Origin of the sequence: Pantoea sp. EA-12 (assembly GCF_030053355.1) — a bacterium.
Classification (GTDB): Bacteria; Pseudomonadota; Gammaproteobacteria; order Enterobacterales; family Enterobacteriaceae; genus Pantoea; species Pantoea vagans_C.
Map to the genome: position 1 here is coordinate 526,407 of NZ_JASGBY010000001.1, position 23,605 is coordinate 550,011.

Annotated in this window: 23 protein-coding genes; 17 read left to right on the top strand and 6 right to left on the bottom strand. The window is 56.0% G+C overall.

What is annotated here, in order from left to right; all coding sequences use genetic code 11:
- Positions 1-13: 13 nt before the first annotated feature.
- Positions 14-1,102: a DUF2817 domain-containing protein gene (locus tag QMZ30_RS02460; protein WP_283226244.1), complete on the top strand. Its 1,089-nt coding sequence runs from the start codon at positions 14-16 to the stop codon at positions 1,100-1,102.
- Here the strand turns inward: QMZ30_RS02460 and QMZ30_RS02465 are convergent.
- Complete coding sequence (locus tag QMZ30_RS02465; RefSeq protein ID WP_283226245.1) at positions 1,087-1,857, bottom strand: HalD/BesD family halogenase; 771 nt, start codon at positions 1,855-1,857, stop codon at positions 1,087-1,089. The genes QMZ30_RS02460 and QMZ30_RS02465 overlap by 16 nt on opposite strands.
- A 98-nt stretch (positions 1,858-1,955) precedes the next feature.
- On the opposite strand from QMZ30_RS02465, the gene QMZ30_RS02470 reads away from it, so the two are divergent.
- The 4 genes from QMZ30_RS02470 to QMZ30_RS02485 all read left to right on the top strand — a co-directional run bounded on the left by QMZ30_RS02470 (position 1,956) and on the right by QMZ30_RS02485 (position 5,570).
- Positions 1,956-2,858, top strand: a complete 903-nt coding sequence (locus QMZ30_RS02470; protein ID WP_283226246.1) for a LysR substrate-binding domain-containing protein — start codon at positions 1,956-1,958, stop codon at positions 2,856-2,858.
- Positions 2,859-2,937: 79 nt separating this feature from the next.
- Entirely contained in the window at positions 2,938-4,236 is a 1,299-nt protein-coding gene (locus QMZ30_RS02475) for an SLC13 family permease (protein ID WP_283226247.1), read from the top strand.
- Positions 4,237-4,270: 34 nt separating this feature from the next.
- Positions 4,271-5,128: an AraC family transcriptional regulator gene (locus tag QMZ30_RS02480; RefSeq protein WP_283226248.1), complete on the top strand. Its 858-nt coding sequence runs from the start codon at positions 4,271-4,273 to the stop codon at positions 5,126-5,128.
- Positions 5,129-5,162: 34 nt separating this feature from the next.
- Entirely contained in the window at positions 5,163-5,570 is a 408-nt protein-coding gene (locus tag QMZ30_RS02485) for a DUF2000 family protein (RefSeq protein WP_058972943.1), read from the top strand.
- A 153-nt stretch (positions 5,571-5,723) separates the two neighbouring features.
- Here QMZ30_RS02485 and QMZ30_RS02490 read toward each other — a convergent pair whose 3' ends face one another.
- Positions 5,724-7,079: an amidase gene (locus QMZ30_RS02490; protein ID WP_283226249.1), complete on the bottom strand. Its 1,356-nt coding sequence runs from the start codon at positions 7,077-7,079 to the stop codon at positions 5,724-5,726.
- Positions 7,080-7,083: 4 nt separating this feature from the next.
- Entirely contained in the window at positions 7,084-7,905 is an 822-nt protein-coding gene (locus tag QMZ30_RS02495; protein ID WP_283226250.1) for an MBL fold metallo-hydrolase, read from the bottom strand.
- A gap of 82 nt (positions 7,906-7,987) precedes the next feature.
- Between QMZ30_RS02495 and QMZ30_RS02500 the strand changes: the two genes are divergently transcribed.
- The 3 genes from QMZ30_RS02500 to QMZ30_RS02510 all read left to right on the top strand — a co-directional run bounded on the left by QMZ30_RS02500 (position 7,988) and on the right by QMZ30_RS02510 (position 10,161).
- The gene (locus QMZ30_RS02500; RefSeq protein ID WP_283226251.1) at positions 7,988-8,911 is read left to right on the top strand and encodes a LysR family transcriptional regulator; all 924 of its coding nucleotides are present in this window, start codon (positions 7,988-7,990) and stop codon (positions 8,909-8,911) included.
- A gap of 98 nt (positions 8,912-9,009) precedes the next feature.
- Positions 9,010-9,210, top strand: a complete 201-nt coding sequence (locus QMZ30_RS02505; protein ID WP_283226252.1) for a helix-turn-helix domain-containing protein — start codon at positions 9,010-9,012, stop codon at positions 9,208-9,210.
- 138 nt (positions 9,211-9,348) lie between these two features.
- On the top strand, positions 9,349-10,161 hold the full coding sequence (locus tag QMZ30_RS02510) for a DDE-type integrase/transposase/recombinase (protein WP_283226253.1): 813 nt from the start codon (positions 9,349-9,351) through the stop codon (positions 10,159-10,161).
- Positions 10,162-10,297: 136 nt separating this feature from the next.
- Here QMZ30_RS02510 and QMZ30_RS02515 read toward each other — a convergent pair whose 3' ends face one another.
- Positions 10,298-10,978 (bottom strand): SDR family NAD(P)-dependent oxidoreductase, encoded by a 681-nt coding sequence (locus QMZ30_RS02515; protein WP_283226254.1) that lies wholly within the window; start codon positions 10,976-10,978, stop codon positions 10,298-10,300.
- A gap of 132 nt (positions 10,979-11,110) precedes the next feature.
- Here QMZ30_RS02515 and QMZ30_RS02520 point away from each other — a divergent pair, with 132 nt between their 5' ends.
- A complete protein-coding gene (locus QMZ30_RS02520) occupies positions 11,111-12,013 on the top strand; it encodes a LysR family transcriptional regulator (RefSeq protein WP_283226255.1) in 903 nt (300 codons plus the stop codon).
- Position 12,014: 1 nt separating this feature from the next.
- Here QMZ30_RS02520 and QMZ30_RS02525 read toward each other — a convergent pair whose 3' ends face one another.
- Positions 12,015-13,049, bottom strand: a complete 1,035-nt coding sequence (locus QMZ30_RS02525; protein ID WP_283226256.1) for a LacI family DNA-binding transcriptional regulator — start codon at positions 13,047-13,049, stop codon at positions 12,015-12,017.
- A 217-nt stretch (positions 13,050-13,266) separates the two neighbouring features.
- Here QMZ30_RS02525 and QMZ30_RS02530 point away from each other — a divergent pair, with 217 nt between their 5' ends.
- The 5 genes from QMZ30_RS02530 to QMZ30_RS02550 all read left to right on the top strand — a co-directional run bounded on the left by QMZ30_RS02530 (position 13,267) and on the right by QMZ30_RS02550 (position 19,975).
- Positions 13,267-14,295 carry an ABC transporter substrate-binding protein gene (locus tag QMZ30_RS02530; protein ID WP_283226257.1) on the top strand — a complete coding sequence of 343 codons (1,029 nt, stop codon included), beginning with the start codon at positions 13,267-13,269 and terminating at the stop codon, positions 14,293-14,295.
- A 93-nt stretch (positions 14,296-14,388) separates the two neighbouring features.
- A complete protein-coding gene (locus QMZ30_RS02535; RefSeq protein ID WP_283226258.1) occupies positions 14,389-16,611 on the top strand; it encodes an ABC transporter permease in 2,223 nt (740 codons plus the stop codon).
- Positions 16,608-17,669 (top strand): ABC transporter ATP-binding protein, encoded by a 1,062-nt coding sequence (locus QMZ30_RS02540; protein ID WP_058972935.1) that lies wholly within the window; start codon positions 16,608-16,610, stop codon positions 17,667-17,669. The genes QMZ30_RS02535 and QMZ30_RS02540 overlap by 4 nt, the downstream gene beginning before the upstream one ends.
- 14 nt (positions 17,670-17,683) lie before the next feature.
- A complete protein-coding gene (locus QMZ30_RS02545) occupies positions 17,684-18,484 on the top strand; it encodes an inositol monophosphatase family protein (RefSeq protein WP_283226259.1) in 801 nt (266 codons plus the stop codon).
- 690 nt (positions 18,485-19,174) lie between these two features.
- On the top strand, positions 19,175-19,975 hold the full coding sequence (locus QMZ30_RS02550) for an AraC family transcriptional regulator (protein WP_283226260.1): 801 nt from the start codon (positions 19,175-19,177) through the stop codon (positions 19,973-19,975).
- Here the strand turns inward: QMZ30_RS02550 and QMZ30_RS02555 are convergent.
- Positions 19,946-20,584, bottom strand: a complete 639-nt coding sequence (locus QMZ30_RS02555) for a LysE family translocator (RefSeq protein ID WP_283226261.1) — start codon at positions 20,582-20,584, stop codon at positions 19,946-19,948. The genes QMZ30_RS02550 and QMZ30_RS02555 overlap by 30 nt on opposite strands.
- 156 nt (positions 20,585-20,740) lie before the next feature.
- Here QMZ30_RS02555 and QMZ30_RS02560 point away from each other — a divergent pair, with 156 nt between their 5' ends.
- The 3 genes from QMZ30_RS02560 (at position 20,741) to QMZ30_RS02570 (ending at position 23,601) form a co-directional block, all read left to right on the top strand.
- Complete coding sequence (locus tag QMZ30_RS02560; RefSeq protein WP_283226262.1) at positions 20,741-21,598, top strand: MurR/RpiR family transcriptional regulator; 858 nt, start codon at positions 20,741-20,743, stop codon at positions 21,596-21,598.
- Between the two features lie 129 nt (positions 21,599-21,727).
- Complete coding sequence (locus tag QMZ30_RS02565) at positions 21,728-23,056, top strand: aspartate aminotransferase family protein (RefSeq protein WP_283226263.1); 1,329 nt, start codon at positions 21,728-21,730, stop codon at positions 23,054-23,056.
- Positions 23,053-23,601 carry a carboxymuconolactone decarboxylase family protein gene (locus tag QMZ30_RS02570; protein ID WP_283226264.1) on the top strand — a complete coding sequence of 183 codons (549 nt, stop codon included), beginning with the start codon at positions 23,053-23,055 and terminating at the stop codon, positions 23,599-23,601. Before QMZ30_RS02565 ends, QMZ30_RS02570 begins: the two co-directional genes overlap by 4 nt.
- Positions 23,602-23,605: the final 4 nt, after the last annotated feature.

Sequence of the window (23,605 nt, forward strand, 5' to 3'; positions counted from 1 at the left end):
CACAGGAAAATCCATGCCAGCACTACCGCACTACGCATCACAACGCGCCCGTTTTCTCGCCGCCGTCGAGCGTCAAAATGGCGCGTTAACTTCGTACAAACATCCTCTGTCCGGCCCACAAGGTGAAGCGCTTTACACCGATGTTGCCGTGATAGGGGATGCCAACGCCACTAAGCTGATGTTGGTGATCTCTGGCACCCACGGAGTGGAAGGCTACTACGGTTCTGACAGTCAGATTGACTGGCTCAATCGCTTCAACCTCACCGCGCTACCCGATGACACCGCGATAGTGCTTTTGCATCTGCTAAACCCGTGGGGTGCGGCCCACCTGCGTCGCGTCAATGAAGACAATATCGACCTGAACCGCAACTTCATTGATTTCAGCCAGGCGACACCGGCAAATCCGGAGTATGCCGCCTGGCACGGCATCTATCACGGCGATCGTGTGCAAGCCGACCAACTGCTGCAAGAGACCCTCAACAGTGCTGGGTGGTTAGCAATGAAGCGGGTGGTGGAAGCCGGGCAATATCACTCGGCTGACGGTTTTTTCTATGGCGGTAAGCAACCGAGCTGGTCCCATCTCACCCTGCAAACCATCATCACCCGCCACTTGTCGCGGGCGAAAACCATTCTGAGCTTTGATTTGCACACCGGCGCGGGTGCCTGGGGCCATCCAATGCTGCTGTCGATTGCGGAACAGGCTGTGGCTGCCCATCAATGGGGAAAAAGCCTGTATGGCGAATGGCTGACGCTGCTGTTTACGGGCGCAGGAAAAGACAGTGAGACCGGCGTCACGGCCACTGCCACAGGCTATGTTTCTCAGTATCTGCTGGATGCGTTGCCACACACGCACCTCTTGCCGCTGGTGGTGGAGTGCGGCACCTATGCGGGTGAAGAGATGCATCGCCGGGTGCGCGATGATCACTGGCTACATTTGCAAGGTGACCCCGCCAGCGAGGAAGGGATCGCCATCAAACAACAGTTGGTGGAGGGGTTTTGGCCCGCAGACCGCGACTGGCGCGATCTGGTGGCGTTTCGCACCCAGCAAATTTTTGTGCGCGGCTGGAAAGCGCTGTTAGCTGAACATCATAAGCGTCCGTAAAACGTCATGCGGGCGGTCTCGGAAAGGGCGATGCCGGGTTGCGTATTGTAGGCCAGCACCGCCAGCATCCGCGTGATGTCGCCTTCGGTAGGCGTGACGCGGTGTAACGAGTTACGCCCCCGGAACAGCACCAAATCGCCTGCTTCGATCGCCAGATCATCCACCGGCTGTCGCTGGTCCAGCACGGCAGCGACGCCGTCGAAGTTCATCTCTCCGGCATCGGCGTCGCGCAAATCCTTCACATACTGGAAAACGCCGCCCGCGCGTGGTTTCTGCACCAACAGGGTGATGGCAAAGGATGAGTTGTCAAAGTGCCAGCCGAGTTCCTGTCCATCGGGCGCGTAGTGCAAATTGATGGATGAGAGCGGGTCGGCGTAAGGATAGAGCGCGGTTTCACCCAGCACATCGCACAGGAATTCTTTAAACAAGGCGTCGTTGTACAACTGGCGCAGCGGCGATTCGGCGGCGATCACATCATCAGTGATGCAACCTTTGGTGCTGATCACATCGCGATTGCGGGGATGTTCGCTGCTATAAGCCTCATCTGTTTTCATCAGGTAAACGTTGTGCTTACTGAGGGTGTGATAGGCCAGGTGGCGCTGTTCATCACCCTCAGCAATAATCGCCTGCAGCGCCGCAGGTTGTAGAAACTGGCGTAACACCAGCGCACCCTGTTGGTTAAGCTGATCGCGACAAGCGCGTCGCCAGTCGGCGTTGTTTAACGGGTGTAAATCGAAACGGATCAATGCAGACATAGCAGCGGTTCTCATGATGACAGGTGTATTTAGACTGTAACTCGCTGATAAATTACTGCGTAACGATATAAATTTAACGACCTGCTAAGGAAACCTTAATGCCCGCTCAGTCACCGCGGTTACCTAAAATTAGCGTTATTCAGTCATTTAAGGTGGCGGCAGAATTGGGCAGTCTGGCGAAGGCCGCTGCGCAACTGGCGTTGACGCCCGCAGCCGTGAGTCAGCAGATCCGCCAATTAGAGGAGCAACTCGGCAGCGCGCTGTTTGTGCGCACGCAGAGTGGAGTGATGCTCACCGACACCGGCAAAGAGTATCTGCGCTATGTGACGGAAGCCTTTGATATTTTGCATCTCGGCCAGCAGAACTTGCGTCACGTTGCCTCGATGCCAAAACTCACACTCTACTCACTGCCTGCACTGGCCTCAAAGTGGCTGTTACCCCATTTGGCGCAGTGGCGCGCGCTCTGCCCGGATATCGATTTATCCCTGCACGGCACCCACGCGCAGGTTGATTTCAATGCCACACCCGCGGATTTTGTCATCTGTTTCGGCGAAGATCGCTATCCGCAACTCGATAAACAGCGGCTGTTTCTGGATGAGGTCGTACCGGTGGCAAGCCCGTCGTTAATCCAACGCTATCCAGCGGGCGACATACTGACGCATGCGCCACTGATCCATCTTGACTGGGGCAACGAAGGGCGTTTTTTGCCTGACTGGCGCAGCTGGTATCAGGCCAAAGGGATCACAGAGCCTACAGCGCAACCTGCCTTCAGTTTCAATCTGACTTCTCTGGCGATTGATGCCGCTGTCAGCGGTGCAGGTTTGCTGTTGGGGCAGAAAAGGCTGATCGCCGCTGAACTGGCGCGTGGCGATTTAGTGGTAGTGGATGCACTTAGCCTGCCACTGAGCAAACCCTACTTCCTCGCCTGGCCGCAGCGGTCGCGTAGCCAGCCGGGTAGCGAAGCGTTGATAAACTGGCTGAGTAATTTAACAAACTGTTAACTGTTACCGCGTTGTGCAGAGGGAATTGCACTATGCTTAGCGGCTTTGTGAGACGGTTTAATGAAAGGGAGTTCAGTCTATGGCCGTAGATCTGCATTTCTGGCTTACCACAGCAGTGGTAGGCATCACCATCTTGTTGTGGGCCAGTGCGCGCTTACCGGAATATCTAACGGCGCTGCTGTTTTTCGCGGCGGCCACGCTACTCAACATCGCGCCTACGCGCACCATTTTTAGCGGTTTCGCCTCATCGGCCTTTTGGCTGGTACTGAGCGGTTTTGTGCTGGGTGCCGCGATTCGTAAAGTCGGTCTGGCGCAGCGGTGGGCTAACTGGCTGGTGGTGCCGCTGAGTCAGAGTTGGCCGCGTATGGTGGCGGGCACCATCGCGCTGACTTATTTACTGGCGCTGGTGATGCCCTCTAACATGGGGCGTATCGCCCTGCTGATGCCGGTGGTGCTGGCGCTGGGTGAGCGGGCGGGGATTGCGCCCGGCAGCCGTGGCAGTATCGGGCTGGCGCTGGCCGTCGGATTCGGTACTTTCCAGCTCTCGGCCAGTATTCTCCCGGCCAATGTGCCTAATCTGGTGCTGAGCGGGGCCGCCGAGAGCGCCTGGCAACTCCATTTGCAATGGATGCCGTGGTGGCTGCTGCACATGCCGGTGGTGGGGCTGGGTAAGGCGCTAGTGCTGATTGGCTGTATCCTGTTGCTGTTTCGTGCCAGGCCGCAGCCGGTCAACCATCGCGATCCCTCTAAACCTCTAAGCGCCAGTGAATGGCGGCTTATCGGGCTGCTCGCCGTAACCTTACTGTTGTGGATGACCGACAGCCTGCATGGGTTATCCGCGGCCTGGGTCGGGCTGGCTGCCGCCTGTATTTGCCTGTTGCCCCGTATAGGTTTTCTCTCTGGAGATGAGTTCGCCAGTGGCGTCAATTTCCGTACCTGTATTTATATTGCCGGCATTCTCGGGGTGGCAACGGTAGTGGTGGATTCAGGGCTCGGGCGTCTGATCGCCAATGCATTACTTAGCGTTTTGCCTCTGCAGGACCATCCCTCATTCAGTAATTTTGCAGTGCTCAACGCACTGGTCTCTCTACTCAACTTTGTGCTGACGGCAAACGGTGTGCCAGCGATGGTGACGCCGATGGCACAAGAACTGGCAACCGCTTCCGGCTTTTCACTGATCAGTGTGGTGATGTTGCAGGTCTTCGCTTACGCCACGCCCTTATTGCCCTATCAGGCTTCGCCTGTGGTGGTGGCGATGGGGTTGGGTAACGTGCCTGCCAAAGCCGGATTATCACTCTGCGTGCTGGTGTTTATCTTTAGCGTGCTGGTGCTGTTACCGCTGGATTATGGATGGTTTTGGCTGCTAGGCTATGCCTGATAGTTCCCGACCATTAAAGCCTTGAGATCCCTGCATGCCAGCCAACAACGATTGGGTCGATTTTCGTCGTGATGATGAAACCGGAATCGAAAGCGTAAACGCGCATTTTCGCGGGCACGCTTACGATCCGCACGATCATGACGAGTTATTGGTCGGTGTGACGCAGCAGGGTTTACAGCGCTTTAACTGCCATCGTTCACTACATACCAGCTCACCAGGTCGCGCCATTCTTATTGAACCGGGCGCGGTTCATGATGGTCACGCACCGGATGCGGCAGGTTTTACTTACGTGATGCTGTATCTGCCTCAGCATTGGGTGGCGGAGATGATGCAGCAACGTGGGCTGGGTGATGTGGCGAACATAGAAGGGGCGTTCCGCCATACGCTCACCGATGATGCGTTGTTGGCCAGCGCCATCCAGCAAGCCTGGTTTACGGTGCATCACAATGAAGGGCGACTGGCACGCGATCAGAGCCTTGATCATCTGATGACGATGCTTTCCCGCCATCTTGATACCCGGCCCAGCCCGCAGCAGGGCGAAGCGATGCAGCAGATGCAGCTGATGCGCGATTACCTGCATGACTTTATGGCGCAGGATGTCGGGCTGGATGAGCTGTCACGTCTGGCAGGGATTGATCGCTTCAAGTTGACGCGCCAGTTTAAGCAGGCATTTGGTCAATCACCGCATGCTTATCTGGTGCGCCTTCGCCTACGTAGCGCGCGCATGTTACTGGCGCAGGGCATTGAACCGGTGAATGTGGCAGCGCAAGTGGGTTTTGCCGATCAAAGCCATCTGGGCCGCTGGTTCCAGCGTGCCTATCGTATGACGCCTGCATCTTATCAACGCCAGTGCACAAACGTTCTATCTCCTGCAGTACCCACTCATCGATGATAAGGTTTTCGACCTTAGCAGAGAGTAGTTGCAGATGTTTGATACCAAAATCGCCCTGATTGTTCGTGATGATTTAGCCACCTGGCAGCGCCTGAATGTGGTGGCGTTTCTCGCCACCGGTGTGGCGTCCGCCGCGCCCGAGATGATGGGCGAGCCTTATGTCGATGCCGATGGGCGTCAGTATGGCAATATGGCTGGCCAACCGATGCTGGTGTTTGCTGGCGATTTAGCTGGATTACAGCGCGCGCATCGGCAGGGGCTGGAGCGGGAATTGACGTTGATCCCTTATGTGGAAGCGATGTTCTCGACTGGTCATGATGCGGCCAACCGCGAGGTGTTTATGGCGGAGGATGCCGACAATCTGAACCTGGTGGGGATCGCAATCCGTGGCCCGAAGAAGGCCGTTGATAAGGCGATTAAAGGGTTGAAGTTGCATGGGTAATGCTGGGTTTTACCCTCACCCTAACCCTCTCCCGCAAGCGGGAGAGGGGACCGTTCGGTGACGTTTTGGACCCGTTATCGTTCTCGAAATAATTGTAGTTTCCAGAGTGTTGAAGTAGTACACCACTATTATTCAACGCTCGAGCGACTCCCTCTACCGCATGCGGGAGAGGGGTGGGGTGAGGGCGTCCTCAATCTGCTCCGCTGCCCGCAGCAGCAAATCCTCCCGGCCACGCAGTGCCAGCAACTCGACGCCAATCGGCATCCCGTCATCACTCAATCCGGCGGGAATACTGATGGCGGGTGCACCGGTCACTGCCGACACCAGCGCATTACTGCCTTCCTGCATCTCGCCATGCCTGACCGGGGCGCGGCGTACCACCGGGTAGGCCAACAGGTTGATATTATGCTGTGTGAACATTGCTTCCAGCTGCTGATACACATCGCGCTGGCGTTGCTGCACAGTGGCATAACCCGCACTGTCCGTGCCCGGGTGTGCGGCGCGGGTTTTAAATACGTTGGTCAACTGAGGATGGTAAAGCTCTGAGGCGGCAATCTCTTGCAAGGTATGAAACTGCGCGCGCGGTTTGTCCGCCAGGTATCCGGCCAGGGCTTCCGCAAACTCATAGCCAATAATGTTGGCTTCTGCAGCAAGGGATTCCAGCTGTGGCCAGCTGACCGTCTCCGGTGAGAACCCGTTAACCGCTGCATAAACGGCCTGGTTAATTTCGTGCTCATCGGTGGCAAATCCTTCCTGCCAGATGCCCACTCGCAGCTTTTCACCTTCGCGCGCAAAGTGCTGTCCGCTCAAGATTTCACTGGCGATGCGCAGGTCGGCGGCACTGCGCACCAGCGGACCAGGAATATCCTGCGTCGGCGAGAGCGGCACAATACCTTGAGTGCTGAGTGCGCCGCGCGTCATACGCAAGCCGAACAACCCATTAAACGCAGCGGGGATACGTACCGAACCTGCGGTATCACTGCCGATCGCCAGCGGCACATAGCCAGCAGCAACGGCCACCGCCGAACCACTGCTCGATCCGCCCGGCGCTCGACCTTCGCGCCAGGCGTTATGGGTGAATCCGCTCAGCGATGAGGCACCGGTGATTCCTGCCGCCAGTTCATGCATTGCCGTTTTGCCGATTAAGATCGCGCCTTGTTGGCGCAGCGTGGTGACCAGCGGCGCGTCTTCGTGGGCAATAACGTCACGTAGCAGCACCGAGCCGGCGCTGGTAGGCCACCCTTTGACTTCAATATTGTCCTTGATCAGCACAGGAATACCGGTCAGTTGCCCTGACGCTTCTCCGCGCTGGCGCTGTGCGTCACTGGCATCGGCTGCTGCCAACGCTTCCTCGGCAAACAACCAGGTGATGGCGTTGTAACGGGGTTGATCCACCTCCGCGATGCGTTGCAGCGCAAACTCTGTCAGCTGGCGCGAAGTGACAGCGCCGCTTTGCAGTGCCTGTTGTAAGCTGCTGAGTGACGCGATGAGATAGTCAGCGTATTGCATCCGGTTAATCCTCCAGTGGTATCCAGTGCCCGTCGGGTGCCACGCGACCGCACGAGCTGCTGTGAAAATGGGAACTGAACCAGATTGCCTGATGTTGGCGGCACCAGTCTATAACGCGTTGACGCGAAGCGATGGCCAGCGGTAAATCCTCACAAAACAGCGAGTTCCAGTGTGGGTGTTGAAACTGCACCGGATGATGCATCACATCCCCGGCAAAAATCGCCGATTCTCCGCCGCTTTCCAGCACGATAGAGGCATGATCGACACTGTGGCCCGGTGTGGCGATATAGCGCAGTACGCCTGCAAACAGCGGGGAGTGATCAACATTGATGGTCTCCAGTTGGCCGCGCTCAATTAACGGCAGAATACTGTCGCGATACAACTCCTGCATCGCGGGCGTCTGCAGGCACTGTTTTAACTCATCGGCCGAGCAGATATAGCGCGCGTTAGGAAACATCGGCTGCCACTCACCGTTGTGCCAGTGTGTGTTCCAGCCGACATGATCGGTGTGGATGTGTGTCATCAACACCAGGGTCACGGATGCTGGATCGACAATCACACGCGCTAAATTCTCGGCATAAGGGGTATTGAGCTGGTGGAATAGCGGCTTGTTATCGCGGTTGCGCCCATTGCCGGTGGCGGTATCGATCACAATGACGTCCTCACCCGCGCGCACCACCCAACTGTGAATGGATACCTCAGCTAGCTGTGCAGCAAAGTCATCACTCATCTCCGCGCGGTGTGCGGAATAGAGTGCGCCGAAAGGGAAGCTGCCGGTTTGTTCAGAAACTTTTTCAATCAGGCAATCGCCTACGCGAATGTTCATGCTGGCTCCAGTTAAGCGTTCATCACTTCAGATGAAAACCACTATACTGAGCGCAATTTCATTAATTAAATCGATTAAAATCATGCGGCCTATCAATGAAAATGATTTTTCGCGTATCGACCTCAATCTGGTGATTGTGCTGTTGGTGATGTTTGAGGTGCGTAGCGTGACGCTGGCGGCGAACCGGCTTTACCTCGGACAACCGGCCGTGAGCGCCGCGTTGAAAAGATTGCGCGAAACGTTCAACGATGCTTTGTTTGTGCGGACGTCACAGGGCATGACGCCCACGCCGCGCGCTGAACAATTGGTACAACAATTTGCGCCGCTGATGCAGGATCTGCATCGGGTGATTTTTACGCCTCAGTCATTTAATCCGCTGCAGGATAGCCGTACGTTCCGCATCGGCATGAGTGACTGGCTGGAGCAGTGGCTGATGCCGGATTTACTGGTTGAGTTGGCCCGCACAGCGCCAAATATTGATATCAACGTCGTGGCGGCCGATCCCTGGCAAGCGATCCCGCTGATGGAGCAGCAGCAAGCGGATGTGGTGGTGACGGTGGGCAATGAGGTGAGCCGCGATCTGACGCGGGAGAGAATCGCGCGTGCAGGGTTTCGTACCCTGTGGAGCCAACAGCAGATTGCTGTGAAAAAGCTCACCCTGGCGCACTTTGTACGCCACGACCATGCGCTGGTGTCCTATCGTGGGGCGAGTGAAAGTGCGCTAGACCGTGAGTTGCAGCGGTTAAGCAAATCCCGGCGCGTGCGTTACGTCACGCCGCATTTCGCCAGTTTGCCGCTGCTGTTGCAACAATTGCCGATCTTCGCCACCGTACCGCAAGGGCTGGAGCCTGTGTGGCGTGAACGGTATGGCCTCGAAGCCGCGCCCGTACCGATTGCCATGCCGGATTATGAGTTATCGCTGCTGTGGCACAATGTGCAGCAGGATGACCCTGCGAATGTCTGGTTGCGTGAGCGTCTGCGCGCATTGCTGCGACGCAAATGCTAGCCAGGTGCGCATCAAGGTGCAAACCGGGCACATAGGTAACACTTTAGACCGGGCACATGGGTAACAGTTATAAATTGGCATAGCAGAGGAGACTCACTATGCCCTGGACTGAGACTGTTACCATGCAACGCCTTCACTTCATCCTCGCCTGCCAGGCAGGCGAGAAATCCATGACCGAGCTTTGCCTCCTTCACGGCATTAGTCGAAAAACCGGCTATAAATGGCTTAAGCGATTTAATGCTGAAGAGCTCTCCTCCGTTGAAAATCGCTCCCGTGCCCGTCTCACGCAGCCAGGATAAATCCCTCCGGATATCGCCGAACAACTCGTCCTCTTTCGCCAGCAGCATCCCGACTGGGGGCCTAAAAAAATTCGCCACTGGTTCCTCAACAACAACGCTGACTTCATCGTTCCCGCGGCCAGCACGATAGGGGACCTTTTGAAAGAAGAAGGGCTGGTGTCTCCACGGATAAGGCGCAAGCGTACGCCGGGAAATCTGAACGAACTCACCGATGCGAACAGGAACAATCACGTCTGGAGCGCTGACTTTAAGGGCCGCTTTCGCCTGAAAGACGGCAGCTGGTGCCGCCCGTTCACCCTCACCGACAACCACAGCCGCTACCTCCTGTGCTGTGAGCCCGGCACGTCAGAGACCACGACATTCGTGCGTGGCTGTATGGAAGCCGCCTTCCGCGAAGGTGGACTCCCCGACATTATCCGCACCGATAACGGCTCTCCCTTCGTCGCGCCGGGCATTCTGGCGCTGACACAGTGGAGCGTGTGGCTGATGAAGTTGGGTATTAAAACAGAAAGAACCACGCCGGGATGTCCGGGGCAAAATGCCCGTCACGAGCGCATGCATCTCTCGATGAAAACCGCGATGAGCCACCATGATGTGTTCGGCTCGCTGTTGGAACAGCGGGAGTGGTGTAACGGATGGCGTAATGAGTTCAATCAGGAGAAGCCGCATGAGGCTCATGGACAGGTACCGCCCGCAAAAATATGGGTGCCCTCACCGCGAAGTTGGGATGGAAAAGTGCCTGAGGTGAACTATCCGGAGGGGGCAAAGTTATATAAAGTCGGAGAAAAAGGTGACCTGAGCCTGAACGGGCGCACGTTCCTGAGTTCGGCATTACGGGGTGAGTACGTAAGGTTCCTGGAAGTGGATGACGGAGTTGACGTCATCCTCTTCGACAGGGTGATACTGGCGTATTATGACCGGGCAGAAAAAAGTATTATTCGAATCGACTGAGCACAAAAGTGTTACCTATGTGCCCGGTCTGATCTGTTACCCATGTGCCCGGTTGTACCTCAATGCGCACCCTACTTAAAACGCGCCAATGCATTGTAGGGTCGCCATTTATGGCGACAGCGCCACGTAGGCGGCCTCACCACGGCACCAAGCGCCCCAGATAATCCAGATAATGTAATCCGGTGCGACCGGCATAGGCCTCCATGGTATCCAACAGATTAGGAATGCTTTCGTCGATGGTCAGCCGCGCTTCTGGCCCGCCCATATCGGTCTGAACCCAACCCGGTGCCATTAATAACAACGTGCGTTCGTCGAGGTTGCGCGCGGCGAAACTGCGCATAAACATATTTAACGCCGCCTTACTGCCGCGATAAACCTCGTAATTGCCGTTGGTGTTATTAGTAATACTGCCCTGGCCCGAAGACATCACCGCGATGGTGCCGTGAGGCGTGACACGATCTTTAAAGGTCTCAATCACGCGCAGCGGGCTGAGGGCGTTGGTGACCATCACGCGGATGAACTCCTCGGTGGATACGTCGGCAATGGTTTCCCGGTCATCATTTTTCACCCCGGCATTCACAAACAGCATGTCAAACTGGGCGTTATCCAGCCGCTGAGACAGCGCGTCCAGCTGTTGTGGCTCGGTGATGTCCACGCTCTCCACGATTAACTGTTGCGGATACTGCGCCGCCAGTAGCGCCAGCTTGTCTGTTGAGTGGGCGCGGCCCGTGGCCACCACCTGGTTTCCGCGTTTCAGCATATTTTCCGCCAGAGCGAAGCCCAGTCCACGTGATGCGCCAATCAGTAATATTCTCATAAGGTATTCCTCCGGATGCGATGAGGAAAAAGTCTAGCGCGTGGAGAGGGAAGGCGGAACGCGCAGCCTTTGCATTGATAACCTGCATCAAACGCCTTGTCACAGGGACAGCCATCAAGCAGGATAGCGAAGATGAATGATACCGATCTGAATTTACTGATTGCACTGGATGCACTGCTGATTGAAGGCAGTGTGATAGGGGCTGCACGACGCTTAAACCTCAGTGAATCGGCGATGAGCCGCACATTGGGGCGCTTGCGTGCCACCACCGGAGATGCGCTGCTGGTGCGCGCGGGGCGCAATATGGTGCTCACCCCTTACGCAGAGGCGATGCGCGAACGCACCCATCTCACCTTGCGAGAAGCGCGTGCCGTGTTAAGCCCTGATGCCGAAACACTCGATTTGGCACAACTGGGTCGTCGTTTCACCCTGCGCACCAACGAGGGGTTTGTTGAAGCCTTTGGCTGCAAACTCATCGCCGCTGTCGCGGTGCAAGCGCCAAACGTACAGCTGGTTTTCCTCAGTAAGCCGGAGAAAAGCGATCGTGATTTGCGCGCAGGTAATATCGATCTGGAAATCGGCGTGTTAGGCAATATGGGCCCGGAAGTCCGCTTACAGGCGCTGTTTCGCGACCGGTTTGTGGGGGTGGTGCGAAGCGGGCATCCGTTGACAAAGCAGGTAGATATTAGCCAGTTGGCGGCGTTCGGTCACATCGTCGCTTCAAGACGAATCGAACTGGGTGGGCCCATTCATGACGCCATTGAACAGGCCGGGCTGAGCCGTAGAGTGGTGTCGGTGGTGCCTGCATTCTCGACGGCGGTCGCGCTGGCGATAGACTCTGACCTGGTGGCACTGGTGCCATATTCGCTGGTACAGCATCATCCGCTGATTAAAAACCATCCAGGGTTGGCGATGTTCGAACTGCCGTTTGCCACACCCGAAATGACAGTGTCACAACTGTGGCATCCAAGGCTGGAGAACGATGCCGCGCATCGCTGGCTGCGTGGCGTCATTAAGGCAAGCTGCCAGCAATAAATTATCCGCCGCGCACCGATCCCCGCCACACCACATCAGCCTGATAAACCAGGCTGTGATGCTGTGGGTCATTTTGCGGCGTCAGACCGTGCTCTTCCGCTTCGGTACGTTGCAACCAGTTCACTGCATCCCGCGCAAACTGCTCCACCGGTTGGGCAAAGGTGGTGAGATTGTAAGAGGACCAACCCGCCTGGGCGATGTTGTCATAACCGATCAAACAGAGATCGTCCGGTACGCGCAGAGCAAAGCGATGCCGCGCCTCATCCATCAATCCACATGCCACCAGGTCAGTGACGCAAAATATCGCATCCGGGCGTTGAGGCTGCGTCAGCAGACGATGCGCGAGAATCTGACCGCTTTCATATGAAGTGGTGCCAAACCGCTCCACCGTGACGCTCAATCCCACACGCTCAGCCTCCGCAATAAACGCAGCTTCGCGCTTCATCAGGCTCGGCGTACCCGCCAGTGAATTGGCAAATGCCAGATGCCGACAACCGGCGCGCTGGAATGCCATTACTGCCGTCGCCGCAGCACGCTGCGCATCAAGATGGATGCTGAGTGAGCCAGGCAGATCCTCATCGCGGTTAATTAGAATAATGCGCTGGCCGTGCTGGAAACACTGTCGGGTAATGGTGCGATCCGGCATGCCCGAGAGAATGATGGAGGCATCGGCGCGGAAATTGATCGCTTGCTGCAACGCCGCTGACACGCTGTTATCGGAACGATCGGTGTTGATGAGCATGGCGATTTTACCCGCCTCTTGCAGATATTGTGTCAGCCAGCGTACCAGGCTGGCGCGGTAGGGGGTGGCGATCTCCGAAACCACCAGACAGACGATACCGCTACGATTGCGCACCAGCCCACGCGCCAAGTGGTTGACGTGGTAACCCAACTCCTCTGCGGCTTTCATCACGCGCGTGCGCATCGCAGGTGACACGCTGGCGCCTGGGGTAAATGCCCGAGAAACAGCGGAGCGCGACACGCCGGCGCGTTCGGCAACATCCTGCGCACTGACCACCGCTTTCTCATTTTGCATGCTGCCTTCCTCCCCAACTTATGGCTGAAAATGAGTCTGCCTCAGATTGCAAAGCTGTGCAATCTGTTCAAGATCTCATTTGTTGCATTTTTGTGACATAGGCAATCAATTGCGCAGCAAGCTATTTGACAGCTGATTTTTTGTTCATTACTACTTTGCACACACGTGCAATACAAGGTGCCAGTGAAGCACCACCCTACAACCCAAGGAGAACACCATGCGAGCCACCTCTATCGCCGTTGCGCTGTCCCTCTGTTCCACCGCTGTCCCTTTCGCCGCGTCCGCCGCGGGCAATCTTAATATGGTCTGCTCGGCAGATGTGGTGGTGTGCGAGCACATGACCCGCATCTTCAGCCAGGAGCATCCAGACATTAATGTCAGCATGGTGCGCCTGTCCGCCGGGGAAGCCTATGCACGTCTGCGCAGTGAAGCACGTAATCCGCGTACCGATATCTGGTGGGCGGGGACGGGCGATCCGCATATGCAGGCAGCCGATGAGGGGTTAACCCAGGTCTATAAATCGCCACTGCTGGATCAGCAGCAGGATTGGGCGCAGAAGCAGGCTGAAAATTCGGGCTATCGCACGGTGGGGATTTATGCCGGAGCATTGGGTTGGGGTTACAACACCAAGTTACTGGCGGATAAAAAGCTCAAAGAACCCACCTGCTGGGCCGATCTGCTGGACCCTGGCTTCAAGGGGGAAATTCAGATCGCCAATCCCAATTCGTCCGGCACGGCTTACAACACCTTAGCCACGCTGGTGCAAATCATGGGTGAAGACAAAGCCTTTGATTACCTGAAAAAACTCAATGCTAACGTTTCGCAATATACCAAGTCGGGATCGGCGCCAGTGAAAGCGGCGGCACGCGGTGAAACCACGGTCGGCATTGTGTTTATGCACGATGCAGTGGCGATGCAGGTGGATGGCTTCCCGATAAAGACCGTGGCGCCGTGTGAGGGCACCGGTTATGAGATTGGATCGATGTCGATCGTGAAAGGCGCGCGCAACCTGGCAAACGCCAAAGTCTGGTACGACTGGGCGCTGAGTGCTGAAGCGCAGTCGCACATGAAAGAGGCGAAATCCTTCCAGTTACCGTCAAACCGCAACGCTGAAATCTCTGAATACGCGCCGCGTTTCGAGAACATTAAGTTGATCGATTATGACTTCAAAACCTACGGTGACTCGGCAAAACGCAAAGCCTTGTTGAGCCGTTGGGATAAAGAGATCGGTGCGAGCGCACAGTGATGTCGTTCGTCATGACTTCGGTTCAAAACAATAGTGCTGAAGTTGTCGTAGGGTGCGCTTTTATGCGCACCGGATCCTCCGATCGAGGTATTTATGAACGCAAATAATCGTCGTCTCTCGGCTGCGCTATTACTGGGCGCAACGGCACTGTTACTGCTGCCGTGGTACAGCCTTGAAAGCGGTTTTTTTGATGGCGGCTGGCTGTTCAATTTATGGGGTGATGCCGCCAATGCACCCATGCTATGGCAGTTGGGTGAACATCCGTGGCTGGTGATGGCGCTGGCGTTGTTTGGGCTGTGTACCGCGTGCGGCATATTGCCCCAGGGTGCGCGCAGCCGATTACTGCTGCTGTTTAGCGCTTTAGGGGTGATCTTTTTGGTCATCGAAGGCCACGCCATCGGGTACAGCGGCTGGAGTTGGATGTGGCTGGAAAACCACTTTGGCGCACTGGCCCAGGGTCAACCTGCTATGGGTGCCGGTGCGATCGTGCTGCTCACCACCTTCCTGCTGCTGTTCTCCTTTGCCCTTGCCGAACGTGGCGTACTCAAGGGCGATGCCTTTGTCGTCGCATCGCTGGTGCTACTGACGGCGCTGGTCAGCGTGTTTGTACTCTATCCGGTACTGAGCATGTTTGTGGTGTCGGTGCAGGATGTGGACGGCAGTTTTAAACCCGATGGGCTGATCAGCAATCTCCAGGATCCCTCAATCTGGAGCTTAGCCTGCCTCAAGGGCGGCACCTGTGGTACGGCGTGGCGTACGCTGTGGCTGGCGTTGATGACGGCCAGCGGCTCGACCTTGCTCGGGTTAGCCTTTGCCCTCGCCGCCACGCGCACGCCGCTGCCGTGCAAAAAAGCGCTGCGCATGCTGACCATCCTGCCAATCATTACTCCGCCGTTTGTGATTGGTCTGGCGTTGATCTTGCTGTTTGGACGTTCTGGCGTAGTGACGGAACATCTGGCGACACTGTTTGGTATCGAGCCCGGGCGTTGGTTGTACGGAATGACCGGCATCTGGATTGCGCAAGTCTTGTCATTCACCCCGATTGCGTTTCTGGTGCTGATTGGCGTAGTGGAAGGGGTGAGTCCCTCGCTGGAAGAGGCGTCACAAACCTTGCGCGCTAACCGCTGGCGCACGTTCAGTCGCATCTCTCTTCCATTGATGGCTCCGGGATTAGCGAACGCTTTTCTGATCAGCTTTATCGAAAGCATGGCCGACTTTGGCAATCCGATGGTATTAGGCGGCAGCCATGGCGTCCTCTCCACGGAGATTTTCTTCTCGGTAGTCGGCGCACAGAACGATCCGAGTCGTGCGGCGGTGCTGGCGATGATCCTGCTGTGCTTCACCCTGGCGGCGTTTGTCCTGCAACGTTGGTGGTTGGGCGGCAAAAACTTTGCCACGGTCACTGGTAAAGGTGACGGTGGAAAACATGGACAGCTCCCACGTGTGTTGCGTTACAGCGTGTACGGCATGGTGATTCCGTGGGGGATCTTCACCTTAGTCATCTACGGCATGATCGTGGTGGGGGGATTCGTGCAGTCGTGGGGATTAAACGATGCGTTAACCATCGAACACTATGTCCGCGCCTTCCGTGTCAGCTTTAGTGAGGGGCATCTGTTGTGGAGCGGGGTGGCATGGAACTCATTCTGGACCACGCTAGAGATTGCGCTGATTGCCGCACCGTTGACCGCCATAGTTGGCCTCTTGACCGCCTGGCTTATCGTCAGACAGAAGTTTGCCGGTCGCCAGACGTTTGAGTTCTTGCTGATGCTCAGCTTTGCCATCCCCGGCACGGTGATTGGGGTGAGTTATGTGATGGCCTATAACCTGCCACCGCTGGAGATCACCGGCACCGCGTTAATCCTGATTGCCTGTTTTGTGTTCCGCAATATGCCGGTCGGCGTGCGCGGGGGCATTGCGGCCATGAGTCAGCTTGATAAAAGTCTTGATGAAGCCTCTTTAACGCTGGGTGCCAACAGTTTCCGCACCTTACGTAAAGTGGTGCTGCCTTTGCTGAAACCGGCCATCAGCGCGGCGCTGGTGTACGCCTTCGTACGCGCGATCACTTCGATCAGCGCAGTAATCTTCCTGGTCAGCGCGCAGTACAACATGGCGACATCCTACATCGTGGGATTGGTCGAGAACGGTGAATACGGTGTGGCGATTGCCTACTCCACCGTACTGATTGTGGTGATGTTGCTGATTATTGGTGTGTTCCAGTGGCTGGTTGGCGAGCGTCGCTTGCGTCGCGTGGCACGTCCTGTCGACGTGGCAGCTATCCCATCCTCGACGTCATTAACTCAGGAGAGAGCCCTATGACCCGCATTCAAGCCGGTTCGGTGGTGTTTGAACATGTGACAAAACGTTTTGCAGGTTTTAATGCGTTGCCGGATCTCTCGCTGACCGTGGAGCCGGGTACGTTGGTGACGCTGCTCGGTCCTTCGGGGTGTGGCAAAACCACCACGCTACGTTTGTTAGCGGGTCTTGAACACCCCACTTCAGGACGTATTTTGATTGGTGGCAAGGACGTGACTAACCTTCCCGCTAACGAGCGTGATGTGGCGATGGTGTTTCAATCCTATGCGCTGTTCCCCCATATGAGTGCGCTCGACAACATCATGTATGGATTGCAGTCATCCGGGATGAAGAAGCAGGAAGCGCAAGACCGCGCGCGTGAAGGGTTGAAGTTAGTCGGACTGGAGACACAGGGTAATCGTCTGCCGTCAGAGCTGTCTGGTGGGCAGCAGCAGCGTATCGCCGTGGCACGCGCCTTAGTACTCGAGCCGCAAGTGCTGCTGTTGGATGAGCCGTTATCCAATCTGGATGAACGGTTGCGCCGTCGGGTGCGCACCGATATTCGCGACTTACAACAACGGCTTGGCTTCACCGCGGTATATGTCACCCACGATCAAGAAGAAGCTTTGGCGGTGTCTGATAAAATTATTGTCATGAAAGAGGGGGATATTGCCCAGCAGGGTGCGCCAGAAAGCCTCTATCACGCCCCGAATTCGGTGTTTATCGCTGATTTTATGGGCGAAGCCAACATCCTGCCGTGCGAAGTCGAGCAGCTTGAGGGCAGCGATGCGCTGGTGAAGTTGGGCAACCAACGTTACCGCGTGCGCAGTAACGGCGTGCAGCCAGGGGCGGCACAACTTTCGGTGCGCCCGCAGTTTATTACCTTGCATGAAGCGGGCAGCGGCGCGCTACAAGGTGAAGTGACGCACAGTACCTGGCTGGGCGATCACATTGAGTATGAAGTGGCAACGGAATTGGGTTCGCTGTTTATTGTTGATGCGCAGATGGAGCAGAAACTGCCCCTGACCTCAACGGTAGCGATTGATTTTAAACCTCAGGGATTAGCCCTGATTGCCGGTTAAGTTAAGGATGAATAATGAGCGACTCGGTAAATGAAGCTTTGCTGTCCCGTGTGATTTTGGCAGAGAAAGTGGCACGCGCAGGCGGCGAGAAGGCACTGGAGTATTTCCATCATCGCGACACGCTGGTGGTGGAAACCAAACATGATTTGCAGGATGTGGTGTCACGCGCAGACCGTGAAGTGGAACAGATGATCGACCAGCAGATTCGTGCACAGTTTGCCGACGATGGTTTTCTGGGTGAAGAGTACGGTTTGCAGGCGGGTACATCGGGCTATACCTGGGTGGTGGACCCGATTGATGGCACCAGCCCTTTCCTCAACGGGATGCCAAACTGGTGCGTGTCAGTGGCGGTACTGCACGATGGCGTGCCGGTGATTGGGGTGATTTACGCGCCGACCTATCAGGAGTGTTATGTGGCGGCATTGGGTCAGGGGGCGACGTTGAACGGTCGTCGCTTGCAGGTCGACCCTTCGCGTACGCTGCAAAATCATGTCACCGGATTTGGTGCCAACAGCTATGTCAGTCCCGAGGAAGTGGGCAAGCTGTTGGCGTCACTGCTGGAAGCCGGTGGCAACTTTATCCGCATCGGCTCGGGTGCATTGATGCTGGCATGGGTGGCTGCAGGCCGTGTGGTGGGCTATTTCGAACCCTATATGCATGCCTGGGATTGCCTGGCAGGCTATTGCCTGGTGAAAGAGGCGGGCGGCTGGTATCACCCGTTCAACACCGAAGGCGAACGGCTGCTGAAAGGAGCTAAAGTGTTGGCGGTTGCGCCGGGTGCGGAAGCGGATTTAAAGCGCATTGCCGGTATTTAGGTCATCAGGTGCGTATTCATGCGCACCTCTAGAAAAACTACCTCCATTCTTGTAGGGGCATGCGCGTCAGTTAAGAACTCAGGCTGCTCATTGCTAAGTGGCCTTTCTTTTCTGTGCGGGCTCTGCCGCCACTACTGCCCCCTCTGGGCCGTCCTCGCGCCGCTAAAGCGGTACCTTCGACTTCCACGTCGTGCCGGACGGACCGTTCGCGGATGACCATCCATGGTCGGCCGCGAACTGCCCCACGCCTCCCCGCGTGGGGCTCCTGGCCCAACGTAAAAGTCTCAGCGCTGCGGATAACCCTGAGGGGGCAGTAGAGGCGTCATGGCCTCATACAATGTGCCCTTTTTGACAACGCGCACTGAAGCTAATGAGCTGGCTGGGGCCGCACCGGGGCTGGCATTCCGCAGCGCTGAGCTGAGCGAGTATGCCAGGAGAGCCCGCAGGACGCGGGCGAAAGGTGGCGCTGGAACATGGATGTTCCATCGGCACCGGTCCGTTAAGGCAGACGAGCGAAGTGAAGGCACCGCGTAGCGGCGCGAGGACCGCCAGCCCCGGTGTGGCCCAAGACGGCGTTATCGTCAGTCGCTTAACTAACAATCATTAAGCCATTTATGGCAACCACATCAGTTTGCAATTTCCTCCTGGCGATGCTGTTATAACGCACTCCTCCTTGCTCTTGGTGGTTACGTGTCGCTCACCTCTTCTGACTGGTTTAGCCGTAACGGCATTGAATCTTCGCGTGTCAGTGCCAGCGGCAGTCGCTTTCCACGCCATCTGCATGATGAATATGTGATGTGCGCCAATCTAAGCGGGCGTGAAGAGATCTGGCTGGATGGCAAAGTCGAACAAGTGTTCGCCGGACAGGTCACCCTGTATAACCCGAGTTCGATTCAGTCCTCTCAGTTTAGCCTTGAGGCGGTGAGCTTCATTAGCCTGCACCTGACGCAATCGACGTTAAGCAATCTGCTGGGAACAGCAGAAGCGCCTGCACTGCGTGAAGGGGTGTTCAACGACGCTCGCCTGTTTCAAGCCATTTGTCGCTTTGACGAACTGGCTCGTGAGGCCGATGAGACCTTGCTGGAACAGCAACTGCTGTGGTTGTGTGGAGAGTTGCTGGATGATGAGGCCAGTTTGCAGCAGGGAGATGTGCAGATTATCCAGCAGGTAAAACAGTTTCTGCGTGAGCATCTGCACGAGAAGCCTCAGCTAGAGGTATTGGCGCAGATAGCTGGGTTGAGTAAATACCATCTGGTGCGTCGATTTACCCAACTAACCGGCATGCCGCCGTTGCAGTATCACATGCAGTTGCGCTTGCATCAGGCCCGCGATTTGCTGCGTCAGCGGGTGCATCCGCAGGAGGCGGCACTGCAGCTAGGTTTCTACGATCAGAGCCACTTTATCAACGCGTTTCGCAAAGTGATGGGCACCACACCGCATCACTATGCGCAACAGATCGCCTCAGCGCAGGATAAATTCCCGATAGCCTGAAACCATCACATAGGCAGCGAAGTAGCAAAAAATCAGCGCCGAAGCGAGATACGAATACTTCAGCAGGCGCTGACCCAGCAATTTCCCTCCCATGCTACCCACCAGACACAGCACGCAGGTCCAGACCACACCCGCAATAAAGAATCCGCTGAGGAACGATGATGTCGCGTTCACGCTGCCGTGCCCCATGCGCGCTATCAATGCGCCTCCAACACTGGCAAACCACAGGATGGCGGTCGGTGATGACATCGCCAGTACCACACCACGACGGAATTCACGCAGTAGCGAACGATAGGGCTGCTGCTCTGCCTGCGGTAGGGTGGCATCTTTGCGCAGTGCGGCGATCAGCATCTTTGCGGCGAACCACAGCAACAAGACGCCCCCGCCAATCCACAACACCCAGCGCACGGCGGTGAACTGCAGCACCACGGCCATACCCGCCAGCGCCAGCAAGGCGTAAATCAGATCGCCTACGCAGGTCCCAATGCCGAGCCAGAAGCCGTGAAAGTAACCTCTTTGCATCGCCAGGGTGATCATGGCGATATTGGCCAGCCCAATATCCAGACACAGCGATAAACTCAGTAAAAAACCATTTGAAAACTGAAGCATAGCGAACAATCCGTTCTGTATTTATTGTGTTGACGGCATTAAAGCACGTGGTGAGGAAAGTGGTATTGGAAAGAATTGCGCAATTCTTTGCACGCTGTTTTCTCATCGTCCCAATTATGATTATATGCATCCATCCGTTACCAATGACCAAACGCCATGAATCTTCGGGAAAATATTGTCAGCCAGTTCAGTGTATTGTCGCCTGAACTGCAACGCGCCGCCGAATTCTCACTGCAAAATGCCAATCAACTGGTGGTGCAATCAATGCGTGCCTTTGCCAGTGAGGCGGGTGTCAAACCCGCGACGCTGCTGCGACTGGCGCAGAGACTAGGCTACAACGGCTGGGGTGAACTCAAAGATGCTTTTATCGATGACATCGGTCTGCGCAATGATACATACGTATCCAAAGCGGAGAAACTGATCGCCAAAGGCACTCAGCCGCAACTATATGAAGAGGTGTTCCAGGCGCATCAAGCCAACCTGGCGTATACGCGCAATGAGAATCATCAGGCGATGGAGCAGGCGGTGACGCTGCTGGATGCGGCAGACAATGTCTATATCTGTGGCTTTCGCGCCAGTTTCCCTATCGCCTGGTCACTGTTTTACGTCTATCGGCTGTTTAATCGTCAGGTGTCACTGATTGATGGCCTGGCGAGCAATATTGAAGTGTTCACCCGTGAACTGACGGCAAAAGATAGCGTGCTGTTGACCAGTTTTGCGCCTTACTCACGTGAGTCTTTGGACGTTTTACACGCAGCTCAAGATGCGGGGGCTAAGATTATTGCCATCACCGATTCCCCGGTTTCACCTCTGGCGCAAGCTGCCGATTGTACGCTGCTGTTCTCCATTGATAGCCCGTCATTTTTCCCTTCAGTGGTCTCTGGCATGGGGCTGGCAGAGTGTTTACTGGCGATGCTGGTCGCTCGTCATGGCCGTGAGGCCGTCAACAAAATCGAAAGTGCCGAACGCTATCTGATCGATTCAGGTGCTTACGTGGTGCCCGGTAAATCCTGATAAATGATTCATTTGCATCTGTCATAAGAAAATAGAATGCATTTGAATCATAAATGCGTTGACGTGATTCAAATGGATCCTGCAAGATGCGCTTAACTACCGTAGCGTATTCAGGAGCAGGACCCAGTTATGAGCCACATCATCCACCGCAGTTTGCGCACCACGCCCGCCGTGGCGAAAGGCGCACAAGGGGCGTACATCTTCGATGCACAGGGAAAACAGTATCTTGATGCCTGCGGTGGCGCTGCCGTTTCTTGCTTAGGGCACGCCCATCCTGATGTGCTGGCGGCGATGCATCGCCAGATCGATCAACTGGCCTATGCCCACACCAGTTTCTTTACCAGTGACACGGTCGAACAACTTGCCGAACAGTTGACCCGCACCGCACCGGGCGATCTTAACTATGCCTACTTCGTGTCTGGCGGTTCGGAAGCGGTTGAAACCGCGCTAAAACTGGCCCGTCAGTATTTTGTTGAGATCGGCCAACCGTCACGCACCAAATTTATCGCGCGTAAGCAGAGCTATCACGGCAACACGCTGGGGGCGCTGGCGGTGGGCGGCAACGAATGGCGTCGTCGTCAGTTCGCGCCGCTTTTGATTGATGTGATTCGCGTGTCGGCCTGCAATGAGTATCGCGATCGCCGTGCGGACGAGAGTCAACAGCAATACACCACACGTCTGTTAAACGAACTGGAGCAGGCAATTCTGGATGCCGGCCCGGAAACGATCATTGGTTTCTGTGCAGAGACGGTGGTCGGTGCCACCACCGGCGCGACGCCACCCACGCCAGGCTATTTGAAAGGAGTGCGTTCGCTTTGTGACAAATATGGCATTTTGTACATTGCGGATGAGGTGATGTGCGGTATGGGACGTACCGGCACCTTGCATGCTTTTGAGCAAGACGACGTGATTCCCGATTTGGTCACCATCGCTAAAGGATTGGGTGGCGGATATCAACCCATTGGCGCCGTGCTGGCGAGCGAAAAGATTGTGTCAGCGCTGCAAGCGGGCAGCGGACTGTTCCAGCATGGGCACACTTATATTTGTCACGCCACCGCCGCGTCGGCTGCACTGGCCGTACAACAGGTGATTGAGCGCGATAACCTGTTAGATGCGGTGAAACAACAGGGCGCATATCTGCAAAACGCACTGCGTGAGGTTTTGGGTGATTTACCACACGTGGGTGACACACGCGGTCGTGGCTTGTTCGCCGGGGTTGAATTGGTGCGCGATAAAGAGAGCAAAACGCCCTTTGACCCCGCACTGAAACTTCATGCGGCAATCAAGGCCAACTGCATGGCACGCGGATTGCTGGTTTATCCGATGGGCGGAACGATTGACGGACAATATGGTGACCATATTCTGATCGCCCCCCCGTTTATTATCACCCCGAGCCAGCTCGATTTTGTGGTCGATACCCTGAGGGTGGTGATTCGTGAAGAGACCGGCAAATTATGACTAACCGCTTACCGCCTTTGGCGGAACACCAGTGGGACGATCAGCAACGTCCGCTGGCGCAAGAGATCATCAATGGGCCGCGCGGTGCGCTGTTGCCCCCGTTTGAACCGCTGTTGCGTAGCCCTGAGTTGATGGCACACGCGCAGCGCATGGGGGAATATTTGCGCTACCGCAGTGCGCTTGGCCAGCGTTTATCAGAACTGGCGATCTTGATGACGGCGCGCCACTGGTCGCAGCCGGTGGAGTGGGCGATTCATGCACCGATTGCCCGTGAAAAAGGGATTTCAGCCGCAGCGGTACAGGCGATTAACGCAAAACAGCTGCCGGAAGATTTACAGCCGGATGAGTGGGTGATTTACCACTTTTGCCAGCAACTGCATCAGCAGCAGAAGGTCAGTGACGCCACCTGGCAGCAAGCCATCGATTTATGGGGCGAAAAAGGGGTGGTGGATTTGATCGGCATTAACGGTTATTACAGTTTTCTCTCGATGATAATGAATGGCGCGCAGACGCCAACGCCTGACTCATCTGACGTCATTTTATAGAAAC